Annotated in this window: 12 protein-coding genes; 8 read left to right on the top strand and 4 right to left on the bottom strand. The window is 62.4% G+C overall.

All coding sequences use genetic code 11. The features are described from left to right. The first annotated feature begins 174 nt into the window (after positions 1-174). A complete protein-coding gene (locus M0D64_RS05655; RefSeq protein ID WP_266241515.1) occupies positions 175-1,044 on the top strand; it encodes a CHAD domain-containing protein in 870 nt (289 codons plus the stop codon). A gap of 19 nt (positions 1,045-1,063) precedes the next feature. Here the strand turns inward: M0D64_RS05655 and M0D64_RS05650 are convergent, their stop codons facing one another. After that, entirely contained in the window at positions 1,064-2,101 is a 1,038-nt protein-coding gene (locus tag M0D64_RS05650; RefSeq protein WP_266256929.1) for a VTT domain-containing protein, read from the bottom strand. Between the two features lie 344 nt (positions 2,102-2,445). Here M0D64_RS05650 and M0D64_RS05645 point away from each other — a divergent pair, with 344 nt between their 5' ends. Next, positions 2,446-3,351 carry a DMT family transporter gene (locus M0D64_RS05645; RefSeq protein ID WP_266256927.1) on the top strand — a complete coding sequence of 302 codons (906 nt, stop codon included), beginning with the start codon at positions 2,446-2,448 and terminating at the stop codon, positions 3,349-3,351. 48 nt (positions 3,352-3,399) lie between these two features. Here the strand turns inward: M0D64_RS05645 and folE are convergent, their stop codons facing one another. Next, entirely contained in the window at positions 3,400-4,038 is a 639-nt protein-coding gene (gene folE / locus M0D64_RS05640) for a GTP cyclohydrolase I FolE (RefSeq protein WP_266256926.1), read from the bottom strand. Positions 4,039-4,162: 124 nt separating this feature from the next. Further along, complete coding sequence (locus M0D64_RS05635; RefSeq protein WP_154567888.1) at positions 4,163-5,092, bottom strand: LysR family transcriptional regulator; 930 nt, start codon at positions 5,090-5,092, stop codon at positions 4,163-4,165. A gap of 1,130 nt (positions 5,093-6,222) precedes the next feature. Here M0D64_RS05635 and M0D64_RS05630 point away from each other — a divergent pair. From M0D64_RS05630 to pcaC, 5 genes are all read left to right on the top strand, one after another. After that, complete coding sequence (locus M0D64_RS05630; protein ID WP_266256925.1) at positions 6,223-6,927, top strand: 3-oxoacid CoA-transferase subunit A; 705 nt, start codon at positions 6,223-6,225, stop codon at positions 6,925-6,927. A 10-nt stretch (positions 6,928-6,937) separates the two neighbouring features. Continuing rightward, entirely contained in the window at positions 6,938-7,597 is a 660-nt protein-coding gene (locus M0D64_RS05625) for a 3-oxoacid CoA-transferase subunit B (protein WP_093647594.1), read from the top strand. Between the two features lie 405 nt (positions 7,598-8,002). Then, positions 8,003-9,382 (top strand): 3-carboxy-cis,cis-muconate cycloisomerase, encoded by a 1,380-nt coding sequence (locus tag M0D64_RS05620; protein ID WP_266256924.1) that lies wholly within the window; start codon positions 8,003-8,005, stop codon positions 9,380-9,382. A gap of 5 nt (positions 9,383-9,387) precedes the next feature. After that, positions 9,388-10,179, top strand: a complete 792-nt coding sequence (gene pcaD / locus M0D64_RS05615; protein ID WP_154566931.1) for a 3-oxoadipate enol-lactonase — start codon at positions 9,388-9,390, stop codon at positions 10,177-10,179. Continuing rightward, positions 10,176-10,571 carry a 4-carboxymuconolactone decarboxylase gene (gene pcaC, locus M0D64_RS05610; RefSeq protein ID WP_154566930.1) on the top strand — a complete coding sequence of 132 codons (396 nt, stop codon included), beginning with the start codon at positions 10,176-10,178 and terminating at the stop codon, positions 10,569-10,571. Before pcaD ends, pcaC begins: the two co-directional genes overlap by 4 nt. A gap of 137 nt (positions 10,572-10,708) precedes the next feature. Here the strand turns inward: pcaC and M0D64_RS05605 are convergent, their stop codons facing one another. Beyond that, positions 10,709-11,410: a TetR family transcriptional regulator gene (locus tag M0D64_RS05605; RefSeq protein WP_154566929.1), complete on the bottom strand. Its 702-nt coding sequence runs from the start codon at positions 11,408-11,410 to the stop codon at positions 10,709-10,711. Between the two features lie 392 nt (positions 11,411-11,802). Here M0D64_RS05605 and M0D64_RS05600 point away from each other — a divergent pair, with 392 nt between their 5' ends. Then, positions 11,803-13,410: a 6-hydroxynicotinate reductase gene (locus tag M0D64_RS05600; RefSeq protein ID WP_171929355.1), complete on the top strand. Its 1,608-nt coding sequence runs from the start codon at positions 11,803-11,805 to the stop codon at positions 13,408-13,410. The last annotated feature ends 17 nt before the right edge of the window (positions 13,411-13,427 follow it).

Here is a 13,427-nt window from a genome sequence, read left to right as displayed (position 1 = left end):
GACTTGCGTGGACTCGCGCGACCCAGGTCGTCGCCACAATGCGGCGGATTGCAGTCCATGCAACGCGCATTGTCTTGCGGCCATCCTGGTGCAGTTTAGGCGACGCGTCGGCGGATATCCACCAGGACCTTTTTTTGCTAGGCTGACATAAAAGGACCTTCTGAAGGACATCCGATGAAGCGGGCGAGCCGGAAAATCGACAAACAGGCTGCGGACAGCAAGCCGGCCGGCGCAGAACCCTCGGCGGAGGCAGCCTTTGCGTCGTACGCGGCGCCCCTTGTCGATGACGCGATCGAACTCGCTAATGCGGTGCGCGAAGACGCGTCGCCGGAAGCGCTGCACAAACTGCGTGTGTCGCTGCGGCGGTTGCGTTCGTTGTGGTGGGCGTTCGAACCCTTGCTGGACAAAGGCGAGAATACGCGCCAACGGGCGCTGTATAAGTATCTGGCGACGGCAGCCGGAAAGACGCGGGATTGGGACATTCTGATCGAACTGATTGCGCAGGACGAGCGCATTGCGCACGAGATAACGCCTACGCTCCAGGCGGCGCGCAGCGGCGCGTTGGCGACGAGCCGTGAAACGCTTTCGAACGCGGACGTCAAACATTTGCTGCAAGACGCCTTGACCAGCGCCAATAAGGAATTGAACACCGCCCGTGAGCGCGTGCCGCTGCAAAAATTCGCCGACAAGCGCGTGACCGCTTCCGAACGTTCGCTTAACAAACGTATAAAGCGTGCGTCTCAAGCGAAGCGCTCCAACTACGCCGCATTTCATGACGTCAGGAAGGCAGGAAAGAAAGTGCGCTATCTGCTCGAGTTTTTCGAGCCCATTCTGAGCGTCAGCCACAAACGTGTCCTGAAGCGGTTGAAGCAGATTCAGAAGCGTTTCGGTACGCTGAACGATATTGTCGCGAGCGAGATGCTGCTGCGCGACAATATGAGCTTGCTAGCCGGATCCGGCGACACCGATGCAACGCTTGACTGGCTGAAGAAGGAGCGCAAACGCCGGATGCGCGCGGCGGCAGGACTGTTGCGCAAACTGTGATGCGGCTTGCCCAGGTGGTTTAGTCGCGTCGCGGGGCAAACCCGCGCAGCGTTACCGCGCCGCGAACTTCACCGTACGGCTCCGGCTTGCGTTTGCGGGTGGTCGATTCGTCCGTTAGCGGGAGAGGTTCGACGGGAAACCCGCGCCTTTGCCAGGCGTCGAGGCCGCCCCTCAGTGCGCGGATTCGCGTGTAGCCGTTCAGGCGCATCCGTTGCTTGATCTCGACGGCGGTCGCGCTGTCCGGGCAAATGCAATAAATCACCATGTCATGGACGAGCAGCGCGCCGTCGATCTGTTCAGGCGAGTGCGGGTCGAGCGCCAGCACGCCGGGGATGGGATGTAGCGCTTCACCAGTTGAGGCGGGTGGGCGGGCATCCAGGACCTTGGGCGGCGTGATGCGGCGCCATCCAGCGAGTGTCGCTTGCGACGCAGCCGCGGGGGCCGCGTCCGCGAGACGGCGTCGTTCGCGCCGCCGCTGCTGCAGGCGGTACACCAGATAGGCCAACGCTGCGGCCAGCAGAATGTCGAGTACCGTGCCGCCACGCGCTTTGACGAACGCGAGCAGCATATGCAACTGTCTTTCCGCCGCGGCGCCACCGAGTAGCCAGAAGGTGGCCCACATCAGAGCGCCGGCGAGGTCCCACAAAGCGTAGATGCGACTGTCCACCGCTGTCGTGCCCATGAGCGGTGGGGTGATGAGTCCTAGTCCGGGGACGAACTTCGAGATCGACACGAGCGCCACGCCGAAGCGCTCGAATAGCGCGCGGGCCTTGTCGACCCTGGAATCGATCGCCGGGGAGATCCGGCCCAGGGCGGCGATCAGTCTGCGGCCGTAGATGCGGCCGGCGGCGAACCACGTACCGTCGCCGATCAGCGCACCAAGCACGGCGGCGAACAGGATCGGCCAGAAAGACAGTGTGCCGGCGGCGATCGCCGAGCCCGCGAAGAGCAGCACGGGGACCGCGGGGATCGGCAGGCCGAGCCGTGTCAACAGGACGTTCACAAAAACGAACACGCCGCCCCAGGTTGACACCGCCGACGACGGAAACTCTACCAATTGCGGAACTCCTGTTGTGACGGTTGGGCCGCGCTGCGGCCGAAGCTTGTTTTGCCGGGCTGCAAGGTGTGTTCCTGGGCGCGTTTTTCTACGCGCGCGTTCGGTTCGTGTCCAAGGTGGGATTCTATTTCGATCAGGATACTAGATGAGCCCAGGTACGGCGCCGGGCTGTCCTGCCTGAGCGCAAGTCGGATTCGCGCCGGTAAGTCGTGGAGCTGGACGCCTGTTCGAACTGACGGCGTTCCTTGTTTCCCTGGCGGGCGCTTTCTCTGCAATTTCGTTCAAGACCGCGCGCGCGTGCCGCCGCTAATGTGTCTGCTCGTTCAACGGAACAGGACAGTAGCATGAGCTCACGGTACGTCGGATACCTGTTTTGCGCGCTGGCGATGATCGGCGTCGGCAGCACGGTGGTCGTCAGCAAATCGATCGCAAGTGGATTGCCGCCGTTCAGCGCGACCGCACTGCGCTTTGCCATCGCGTTCCCCCTCTTTGTGCTGGTGATGCGCTGGCGTGGCGTACGCTGGCCACGTCTCGATCGACACGATACGTTGCTCGTGATCGCCCAGGCCGGGGCGGGCAGCGTCGGGTATACGGTGTTGCTCATCAGTGGCATGAAGCTCGCCTCGGCCGCCGATGCCGGTGTGATTGCCGGCACCCTGCCGGCGGTGTCGGCCGTGGTCGCCATGCTCGCGCTGGGCGAGCGCCCCGCGCCCGCGTTGATCAGTGCGATTGGCCTCGCCACCCTGGGCGTGCTGGTGTGTACCGTGCGTATCGACGATTTCACCACGCCGCATGCCGCCAGTTCGCTGACAGGTAACGCGCTGGTGTTCGCGGCGATCGTGTGCGAGGCGCTCTTTATCCTGCTCAATCGCAAGTTGCACACCCCGGTCGCGCCGCTGCCGCTATCGGCGTTGATGTGCGGCATCGGTTTGGCAGTGGCGCTCGTGCCGGCATGTTTCGAAAGGCCCTGGAGTATGCCGTTCAATGCGAGCGCCCTGAACGGTGTGCTGTACTACGCGCTTGTGCCGACCGTGGCTGGCTTTGTTCTCTGGTATGCGGGGGCTGCGCGCATCAGCGGCGCGGAAGCTGGGCTCATGACCGCGCTCGTGCCGGTGAGCGCGGTGGCGTTGGCTGCTGTCGTGTTGCGGGAGCCCGTGAGTGCGGCGCAACTTGCGGGTGTTGCATGCGTGCTTGGCGCGGTGTTGCTGGCCACCTTCGGCCAGATGCGTATCGCGCACAGCACGGCGTGAGGCGGCGGCCAACGCCGCAGCCTGATTCGCGGTGCGACCCAACCGCTATCAGGTATTGGCGACGGACACCACGCCCGGATTGCCCACAATCGACAAAAACTCGCGACGCGTCGACGGATCGGTACGGAACGTGCCCAGCATGCGCGAGGTGACCATCGTGACACCGGCCTTGTGCACGCCCCGGGTGGACATGCACTGATGAGCCGCTTCGAGAATCACACCCACGCCCGCCGGTTGCAGCACGTCGTTCAACGTGTCGGCGATTTGCACCGTCATCTTTTCCTGGATCTGCAGGCGCTTGGCGAATGCATCGACGAGACGTGCCAGCTTCGAAATGCCGACCACCCGATGCCCAGGCAGATAGGCAACGTGCGCCCGCCCGATGATTGGCACCATGTGGTGTTCGCAATAGCTTTCGAAGCGGATATCTTTCAGCACGATCATTTCGTCGTAGCCGTCCACTTCGGAAAAGGTGCGGGCGAGGATCTCACGCGGATCGATCTGATAACCCGCGTAGAACTCCTCATAAGAACGCACCACGCGAGATGGCGTATCGATCAGGCCTTCGCGTTCGGGATTGTCGCCGGCCCAACGCAGCAGCACGCGTACCGCTGCTTCAGCTTCTTCGCGGCTGGGGCGGTCCACTGCGGCCTCGGGTTTGGTTTTCTTCGCTTTACTGCTGGCCATCCGTCGCTCCTCTGGGATTGCGCGTCGACGCTAAACGGAGCGCGCGGGTTCAATGAGTGCGGCCATTGTTCCATGTTTTACGCCGCATCGTGTCGATGCCCCCTCTCGCGGTCGGGGCGTGTGCTTACTTTGGCCACTCGTCCATGTCGTCGTTGAAGAGTTCGGCGACGATACCGCGCAGCCAGCTCGCCCGCGGATCGTTATGAAACTTGCGATGCCAGTGCTGCCGCAGATCGAAGCGCGGCAACGGCAGCGGCGGCTCGACCAGCGTGATCGACGCATGTTCCGACACGTACGCGAAGCCGATAGCGTGCGGCACCGTGGCAAGCAGATCGGTGCGCGCGAGGATGAACGGCAGACTCATGAAGTGCGGCGTTTCGAGGACGGCGCGGCGCTTGATGCGCTTCTTTTCCAGGTAATGTTCGAGGACTTCCTGGCTGCGTCCTTCGGCACGCACGACGGCGTGGCCCGACGCCACGTACTGCGCCAGCGTGAGGGGCGCCTTCGCAAGGGGGTGTCCCGTGCGCATCAGGCAGATGAACCGATGGGTGAAGAGCCGTTGCTGGAAGAAGTTATTGCCCGACAGATCGGGGAAATAGCCCACGGCGAGATCGACGTCGCCCGATTCGAGTCCACGTTCCACCTGCGAGGGCGAGAGCGACACCGAGCGCAGATTCGCATGCGGGGCGCGTTCGGCAAAGAGTTGCAGGAGCCGCGGCAGGAAGACGATTTCGCCGACGTCGGAGAGCGCGAGGGAGAAGGTATGAGTGCTGGTGGCCGGATCGAAGTCCTGCACGTCGAGCATGCCTTTTTCGATACGCAGAAGCGCGTCGCGGGCGGCGGGGAGGATGGCGAGCGCGCGCGGCGTGGGTTCCATACCTTTCGAGGTTCGCACGAAGAGCGGATCGTCGAAGTATTCCCGCAGGCGGCCTAACGCGGTGCTCACGCGGGGTTGGCTGACACCTAGTTGCTCCGCTGCGCGGCTGACGTTGCGGGTGTCTTCCATTGCTACCAGGTAGGGGATTAGGTTTAGGTCCAGGGGGGTGTCGGGCATGCTGGGGTTTTTGCCTGCGGCGCTTTGGAGGGTATTTGGAATCTAGATAGAGGGTAGTTTAATAATCTTGGTTTTGGATAGTGGTTTTTTGCCTGCGCGGCGCTTGTTGTCAGTGTTCTTAGGGTGTTGGCCTTTCCTTGAATTGTTAGTGGTCTATTAGCGTTGCCCCTGTGCGGGGCGGCACCTACTTCTCTTTGCCGGCTGCAAAGAGAAGTAGGCAAGAGAAAGCAGCTTAAACCGCTAATGCTAAGTGGGCACCGTGGCCTGCAAGTGGTAGTGGTGCATCTGGAATCCGTGTTCTCCCACGTTCCGCGTTAGTGACAAAGGAGTCATCAGCTCCCACTCCGCACTGCGTGCGTCGCGGACGGGTCTGCATGGGAAACCACGGGCTTCGGTTGAGGTTTGTGGGGGCCGTCGGCTTCGCCTCGGCGACGCGCCTCTGCACTCTCCGGGGAAGCCCGCCTCAAACGATATGTAGATGCAGTGACGAGCCACGGTCCGGTGGCGAGGCGGGAGCGCCAAAACGTAGTGAGTGGTTTTATGAACTGCTCTTCGGCGCGCGCAGCGCCGCCGGAAGCATGACGCCCTTGTCACTGGCGTATGCAGGGGCACGAACCCAGATTCCAGATGCACCACTACCCTGTGCAAACTACGGGACCCGCTTAGCATTAGCGGTTTGAGCTGCTTTCTCTTGCCTACTTCTCTTTGCAGCCGGTGTATAGACCGGAGACATAGCCGGCAAAGAGAAGTAGGTGCCGCCCCGCACAGGGGCAACGCTAATAGACCACTAACAAAACAAGGAAAGGCCAACGCCCCAAGAACACAGACAAAAAGCGCCGCGCAGGCAAACACACAAACAAGCAGCCCACACCCCAAAAAAACCAAAACCGCCCCCGCCGAGCAGGCGAAAAACCTATCCTTAGGGGGAATCCCCTGCCTTGACAACCAGCCCAAAGCGCAACCATAATCGCCCTGAACGTTCGCTAATCGAATCCATGTTCATATATCGAACAAATCGAAAGTGAACAAACCAAAAGCGTCAGCCCCGGCCCGGAGACCGTCCCGCACAAGCCCTTGCCTGCAAAGGCAAACAGCCTGGCGATACGCAGCGCCCCAAAAGGAAATTCGACATGATCAACAAGATTTTCGAGTCACTTCAGTCGGCGGTCGCCGATGTCCACGATGGCGCGACCGTCATGATCGGCGGCTTCGGCACGGCCGGCATGCCGTCCGAGTTGATCGACGCGCTTATCGAACAAGGCGCGCGCGAACTCACCATCGTCAACAACAACGCCGGTAACGGCGACATCGGCCTCGCGGCGCTGCTCAACGCCAAACGCGTGCGCAAGATCATCTGCTCGTTCCCGCGCCAAAGCGATTCGTATGTGTTCGACGCGCTCTATCGCGCCGGCGAAATCGAACTCGAACTGGTGCCGCAAGGCAACCTCGCGGAACGTATTCGCGCGGCAGGCGCGGGCATCGGCGGGTTCTTCACGCCCACGGGTTATGGCACCAAGCTCGCCGAAGGCAAGGAAACCCGTCTGATCGACGGCAAGCATTACGTGCTGGAGTCGCCGCTGCATGCGGACTTCGCGCTGATCAAAGCGTTCAAGGGCGACCGCTGGGGCAATCTGGTCTATCGCAAGACCGCCCGCAACTTCGGTCCGATCATGGCGAGCGCGGCGAAAGCGGCCATCGTGCAGGTGTCGAAAGTGGTGCCGCTCGGCGAACTCGATCCGGAAAACATCGTCACGCCAGGCATCTTCGTGCAACGCGTGATCGAAGTGCCGCAAGCTGCGCATCAAGCCGAACTTGCATCCGCGAACGCCGCCTGAGGAGACCGACATGAAAAAACTGACCCGCGATGAAATGGCCAAGCGCGTTGCCCAGGATATCCCTGAAGGCGCTTACGTGAACCTCGGCATCGGCGTGCCGACGCTGGTGGCCAACCACCTTGGTGCCGACAAGGAAATCTTCCTGCACAGCGAAAACGGCCTGCTCGGCATGGGCCCGGCACCCGCGAAGGGCGAGGAAGACGACGAACTGATCAACGCCGGCAAGCAGCACGTCACGCTGCTTACGGGCGGTGCCTACTTCCATCACTCGGATTCGTTCGCGATGATGCGCGGCGGCCATCTGGATTTCTGCGTGCTCGGCGCGTTCCAGGTGTCGGCGAAGGGCGACCTGGCGAACTGGCACACCGGCGCGCCCGACGCGATTCCGGCTGTCGGCGGCGCCATGGACCTCGCAATCGGCGCGAAGCAGGTCTACGTGATGATGGAGCACCTGACCAAGCAGGGCGAAAGCAAGATCGCGGCGGAATGCACGTACCCGGTCACAGGCGTGAACTGCGTCGACCGCATCTATACGGACCTGGCCATGATCGACGTCACCGACAAGGGCCTCGTGGTGCGCGAGATCTTCTCGGACATCGACTTCGATGCGCTGCACAAACTGACCGGCGTGCCGCTGATCGACGGCACTCAGGCGGCACGCGCGGCCTAAGCACGGGCGCGGCAGCCGTCCGCACGAAGGCCTGTGGCGAGTCAAACCGCTGGCCGGGCGATGGCAACGCGCACGCCGCGCAGCGTGCTGCCACCAATGTGCGCGCGCGCAACGTGCCGTCGCCGATGAGCAAGCCGTGCAGCGTGCAGCCACCAATACGCGGGTCGCGCAAACCGTGCACCCGCCAATTTCCGCAGCGCGCATGAGGCAAGCTTCATGCGCGTGACCCGATGTCACGGCGTCACGTTGTTACAGCGAGCCGACGCGGCAGCATTCGGAACAGAATGCGCCGTAACGCCGTGTGCGGTACGCTCTCGATAGAAAGCGCCAAGGGCGCGCCTCGCAGCACGCCCGGATCGCCGCGGCGAAACCTTCACTTCCGACACCCTCATCGACGACGCCATCATGCTCGACTCCAGCGCCCGTCTGACCGGCCTTCTTTGCGGCACACAGCCGATGAACGACATCTGGGCGCCGCGTGCCACGCTGCAACGGATGCTCGATGTCGAAGCAGCGCTCGCGCGCGCTTCGGCTGCCCATAACGTGATTCCGCACAGCGCCGTGGCCGCGATCGAGGGCGCCTGCCAGGCCGATCAACTCGACGCCGACGCACTGGCGCGCGACGCGGCGCTCGGCGGCAACCTCGCGATTCCCCTCGTCAAACAACTCACCGCGCGTGTCAAAGCGGCGGACGCCGAAGCGTCGAAGTACGTCCATTGGGGCGCGACGAGCCAGGACATCATCGATACAGCAACGGTGCTGCAACTGCGCGAGACCTTCGATCTGCTCGACAGCGGCTTAGAAGCCACATGCGATGCAGTGGCGAAACTCGCAGCGACCCATCGCGCGACGCCGATGATCGGCCGCACCTGGCTGCAGCAGGCCCTGCCCATCACGCTCGGTCTGAAATTCGCACAATGGCTCGACGCGTTGCTGCGTCATCGTGAGCGGCTCGATGCGTTGCGCGCGCGTGTGCTGGTGCTGCAATTCGGTGGCGCGGCGGGCACGCTGGCGAGTCTGCGTGACGCGGCGCCGCAAGTTACCCAATCATTGGCGCAAGAACTCAAGCTCGCTGTGCCCACCTTGCCATGGCACACGCAGCGCGATCGCATCGCTGAAACAGCGGCGCTGTTCGGCATGTTGATCGGCACGCTCGGCAAAATCGCGCGCGATATCTCGCTGCAGATGCAAACCGAAATCGACGAACTGGCCGAGCCCGCCGCGGCAGGCAAGGGCGGTTCGTCGACGATGCCGCACAAGCGCAACCCGGTCGGCTGCGCCGCGGTGCTGACGGCCGCGACTCGCGCGCCGGGGCTGGTGGCCACGGTGTTCGCCGGCATGGTGCAGGAGCACGAGCGCGCGCTCGGCGGCTGGCAAGCCGAGTGGGATGCGTTGCCGGACCTCGCGCGCCTTGCAGGCGGAGCGCTCGCCAACATCGAGCAGATCGCCACGGGTCTCAACGTGAATGTTCCGCGCCTTGCCGCCAATCTCGACGTCACGCACGGATTGATTCTCGGCGAAGCCGTGATGCTCGCGCTCGGCGACAGCATCGGCCGACTCGATGCGCATCATCTGGTCGAGCGCGCATCGAAAGCGGCAATCGCCGAGCGCAAGACGCTCTTCGAGGTGCTCTCGGCGGACCACGCCGTGATCGAACATCTTTCGCTCGATCGCCTGAAGCAACTGCTCGATCCTGCTCAATACGTCGGCCAGGCGCACGCTTATGTGGACGCCGCGCTGGCCCTTCATCACACGCGCGCCAAACGCGCCACTTCCAAGGAGTAACCGGCATGCCCTACGCCGCAGTCAACGGGACCGAGCTGCATTATCGAATCGACGGTGACCGTCACGGCAATGCGCCGTGGATCGTGTTGTCGAATTCGCTCGGCAGCGATCTGTCGATGTGGACGCCGCAAGTCGCGGCGCTGTCCAAACACTTCCGCGTGCTGCGCTACGACACGCGCGGTCATGGTCACTCGGAAGCACCGAAGGGTCCGTACACGATCGAACAACTGACCGGCGACGTGCTCGGCCTGATGGATACGCTGAAGATCGCGCGCGCGAATTTCTGCGGCGTGTCGATGGGCGGCCTCACCGGCGTCGCGTTGGCCGCGCGTCACTCGAATCGTCTTGAGCGCGTGGTGCTGAGCAATACGGCGGCGCGCATCGGTTCGCCGGAAGTGTGGGTGCCGCGCGCTGCACGAGCCCGCACTGAAGGCATGCTCGCACTGGCCGACGTGGTTCTGCCGCGCTGGTTCACCGCCGACTTTATCGAACGTGAACCGGTGGTGTTCGCCATGATCCGAGACGTGTTCGTGCATACCGACAAGGAAGGCTACGCATCCAATTGCGACGCCATCGACGCCACCGATCTGCGCCCTGAAACCCCCGGCATCAAGGTGCCTGCGCTAGTGATCAGTGGCACGCACGATCTGGCCGCAACGCCGGCACAAGGCCGCGAACTGGCGCAAGCGATTCCGGGCGCGCGTTATGTCGAACTGGACGCCTCGCATATTTCCAACATCGAGAAGGCCGAGGCTTTCACGAAGACCGTGCTCGACTTCCTGACGGAGCAGAAATGAACGACGAAGACCGTTACGAAGCCGGACTCGGGGTGCGCCGCGAGGTGCTGGGTAGCGCGCACGTCGACCGGTCGCTTGCGAACCGCACCGAGTTGACGGAGGAGTTCCAGAATTTTATTACCCGCTATGCGTGGGGCGAAATCTGGACGCGTGAAGGCTTGCCGCGTCACACGCGCAGCCTGCTGACCATCGCGATGATGGTCGCGCTCAATCGCAGCGAAGAACTCGCATTGCACTTGCGCGCCGCGAAGAACAACGGCGTGACGCGCGAGCAGATCAAGGAAGTGCTGCTGCAAACCGCAATCTATTGCGGTGTGCCGGCTGCCAATTCGGCGTTCCACCTGGCCGATAAACTGTTCCGCGAAGACGACGCCGCAGCGGCAAAGCCGTAACGACGTTCGACGACTGGTGTGGCGTGTAACCATGCCGGCATTCGCCGCGCGTCACGCCGTCACGCGAGTCCTGCCTGCCGCCTTCCACCGGAATGACGCGATGTGGAGCCTGAAGCGTACGTCAGACAAAACGCGCTTCAGGCCGTTCTGCTCTTATCCATCACTGCCGTGTCCGCAGGCAACTGCAAGCGCACGGCGCGCAACACCGTATCCTTGATGACCTCGCGCCAATGCGCGAGTGCGGCCTTGTCCATCAGCGGTTCGCCGAGAAACGCCCCTAGCGTGTACTGATTGGCGTTATAGAAATAACCGAGCGACGCGATTATCAGGTACACATCACGCGCTTTGACGTCGGCACGAAAGACGTTTTGCGCCTTGCCCGCGTCCAGCAACTTCTGCACGACCGAAATCGCATAGCCCGAAATCTCCTTCAGCTTTGACGATTTCTTCGCGTGCTTGCCCTGATGCAGATTCTCGCTCGACAGCAGGGTGACGAACTCAGGGTGATCGAGGTAATACTGCCAGACGAATTCGACCATCTGTTCGAGGCCGTGCACGGGGTCGTCCAGATCGAGATCGAGCTTGCTTTCGGCCTCGTTGAACTGCGTGTAGATCGTCTCCAGGACTTCGACAAACAACTGTTCCTTGCTGCCGAAGTAGTAATAGATCATCCGGTCGTGCGAACGCGCGGCCTTCGAAATACTTTCGACCCGGCCGCTTGCATAGCCTTGCTTTGCAAAGACCTTGATTGCCGCTTTGAGAATCTTGGCGCGCGTGTCTTGCGCCTGCTTCGCTCGGATGCCGATAGCGCCCGGCTTGCGGGCAGCAGTGGGACTCATGGCGGTCTCGGATCTCTTTGTTAGCGTCAGGTTGAACGGCATGCGCCGCAGCCGCTTGGTGCGCTCAGGTATGGCGCGCCTTCATCATACAGCCCATATCACGCGCGACGAAATGCCCTGCAAGCTCGTGTGCTTCAGCGTAGATTGATTCGTAATCCCTGCGGGGATGCCGCGCCGCAGCATTCAGACGGATACCGGGAAACTACCGGGAAACTCGTTGCGCAGTCTATTTTGATCGAGTAGATTTCAAGCAAGTTTGGTGTAGTGGATGCTACACGAACGGTGAGTGACCGCAACATGGAAAAATGCGGGTCACGCAAAAGTCCCTTAAAACAGGGATTATTTGTCAGCCGGGCAGGACCGATTGTAATGTCGTCGTATGGAACCCCACCATGACAGAACATACGAAGGTCGATTTCGGTGCGGAGCGCGTCGACGGCGAAACCGCCTCGACGCCGGGTCCGACCGTGCTCGAGAAAGCGGCGCCGCGCAGCGAGCGGATGGCGTCGAACAAGATCGAATGCAATGCGTGCCCGGTGTTGTGCCAGATTTCCGAAGGCCGCACCGGTGCGTGCGATCGTTATGCGAATGCGGACGGGCGTTTAATTCGCGTCGACCCTGTGGTGTTTCTTTCGCGCGCCGCGGGTTCGCCTGAAGCGATCGCTAGCAATGTGGGTACCGCGGTCGAATTTGGTGCATCGTCCGAGGTGCACGATCCTGCCGCGGAACAGGCGCTGTTCGTCACCGGCGTTGGCGCATCGTCCACGTATCCCGACTACAAGCCCGCGCCTTTCATCGTTTCCTCGAAGTTGGACGACGTCGACATGGTCACCGTCGTCACCGAGGGCATTTTCAGCTATTGCAGCTTCAAGGTGAAAATCGATACCGACCGCTTTCTCGGGCCGGAGCAATCGAACGTGCGCTGCCATGGTGAGATCGTCGGCCATGTGACCACGGCGGAGTACGGCTCGCAGATGCTGAGCCTCGGCGGTGTTCACCACCTGACTGGCGGCAGCAAGAAAGAAGGCCGCGTGACGTGCGACATGATGCTCGCGCTCGGCAACAAGGAAGCGGTGGAGTTGACCATCGACGGCGGCGCGAGTCTGGTGATTCGTGCGGGCGCGGCGCCGATTGTCGACGGCGTCGAAGAACAGCGCATGCGGGTGGGTTGTGGGTCGGCCACTATCGGCATCTTTGCGAAGCAATGGTTCGGTCACGCTGACGAAGTGGTGGTGGTCGACGATCACATCACCGGCGTACTCACCGAGCACCAGGCGGGCCGTTGCCTCGGCATGACGCCTTCAGGTCTGAAGATTCGCGGACGCAAATCGACTCCTGGCCGTTATTTCCAGGTGGCGAACCCCGGCACCGGTTGGGGCGGCACCGACATTCAGGACCCGCTGGCGATTGTCGAAAGCTTCGATCCCGCGGTGGCGAAACCGGGCATGCGCTTGCTGATGGTGTCGACCACCGGCGAACACGCACAGTGGTATGAACTCGATCGGGACCTCGTGCCGCGCATCGCAGCGATGCCGGACGCTGTGCGCGGCACGGTCGAACGAATTGGCGAGAATTGCGAGCCGTCGCTTGCTACGGTGCTGTTTCTCGGCGGCGCGGGCGGCAGCCTGCGAGCGGGGGCCACGGAGAATCCGGTCCTGCTCACCCGCGCGATCAAACAGAGGCTGGTGAACGTAACATGTGGTGGCGCGCCAACCTATGTGTGGCCGGGTGGCGGCATCACCGTGATGGTGGATGTCTCGCGCATGCCCGATCGATCGTTCGGCACTGTACCTACACCTGCGATCGTCGCGCCGATCGAATTCACCATGACGTATGACGCGTATCGCGATCTCGGCGGCCATCTCGACGCGGTGCGTTCACTGGAAAGCGTGCTGGCGAATGGACCGGAGCATACGGAAGGGGCGCCGCTCGCGCGCAGGACTATCGCGCGTCATCCCGACAATCCGTGGCCGCCGGCTATGCCGCCAATGCCAGGCTAACGGCGGCGCCACCACCG

The organism is Paraburkholderia sp. WS6 (assembly GCF_030464835.1).
GTDB classification, from domain to species: Bacteria; Pseudomonadota; Gammaproteobacteria; order Burkholderiales; family Burkholderiaceae; genus Paraburkholderia; species Paraburkholderia madseniana.
This window is presented reverse-complemented; position numbering and strand designations above follow the sequence as displayed.

What these genes read in the sequence shown, in the direction of transcription:
- M0D64_RS05655 (WP_266241515.1), top strand. Translation starts at nt 175, where the DNA reads ATGAAGCGGGCGAGCCGGAAAATCGACAAACAGGCTGCGGACAGCAAG.
- M0D64_RS05645 (WP_266256927.1), top strand. Translation starts at nt 2,446, where the DNA reads ATGAGCTCACGGTACGTCGGATACCTGTTTTGCGCGCTGGCGATGATC.
- folE (WP_266256926.1), bottom strand. Translation starts at nt 4,038, where the DNA reads ATGGCCAGCAGTAAAGCGAAGAAAACCAAACCCGAGGCCGCAGTGGAC.
- M0D64_RS05635 (WP_154567888.1), bottom strand. Translation starts at nt 5,092, where the DNA reads ATGCCCGACACCCCCCTGGACCTAAACCTAATCCCCTACCTGGTAGCA.
- M0D64_RS05630 (WP_266256925.1), top strand. Translation starts at nt 6,223, where the DNA reads ATGATCAACAAGATTTTCGAGTCACTTCAGTCGGCGGTCGCCGATGTC.
- M0D64_RS05625 (WP_093647594.1), top strand. Translation starts at nt 6,938, where the DNA reads ATGAAAAAACTGACCCGCGATGAAATGGCCAAGCGCGTTGCCCAGGAT.
- M0D64_RS05620 (WP_266256924.1), top strand. Translation starts at nt 8,003, where the DNA reads ATGCTCGACTCCAGCGCCCGTCTGACCGGCCTTCTTTGCGGCACACAG.
- pcaD (WP_154566931.1), top strand. Translation starts at nt 9,388, where the DNA reads ATGCCCTACGCCGCAGTCAACGGGACCGAGCTGCATTATCGAATCGAC.
- pcaC (WP_154566930.1), top strand. Translation starts at nt 10,176, where the DNA reads ATGAACGACGAAGACCGTTACGAAGCCGGACTCGGGGTGCGCCGCGAG.
- M0D64_RS05605 (WP_154566929.1), bottom strand. Translation starts at nt 11,410, where the DNA reads ATGAGTCCCACTGCTGCCCGCAAGCCGGGCGCTATCGGCATCCGAGCG.
- M0D64_RS05600 (WP_171929355.1), top strand. Translation starts at nt 11,803, where the DNA reads ATGACAGAACATACGAAGGTCGATTTCGGTGCGGAGCGCGTCGACGGC.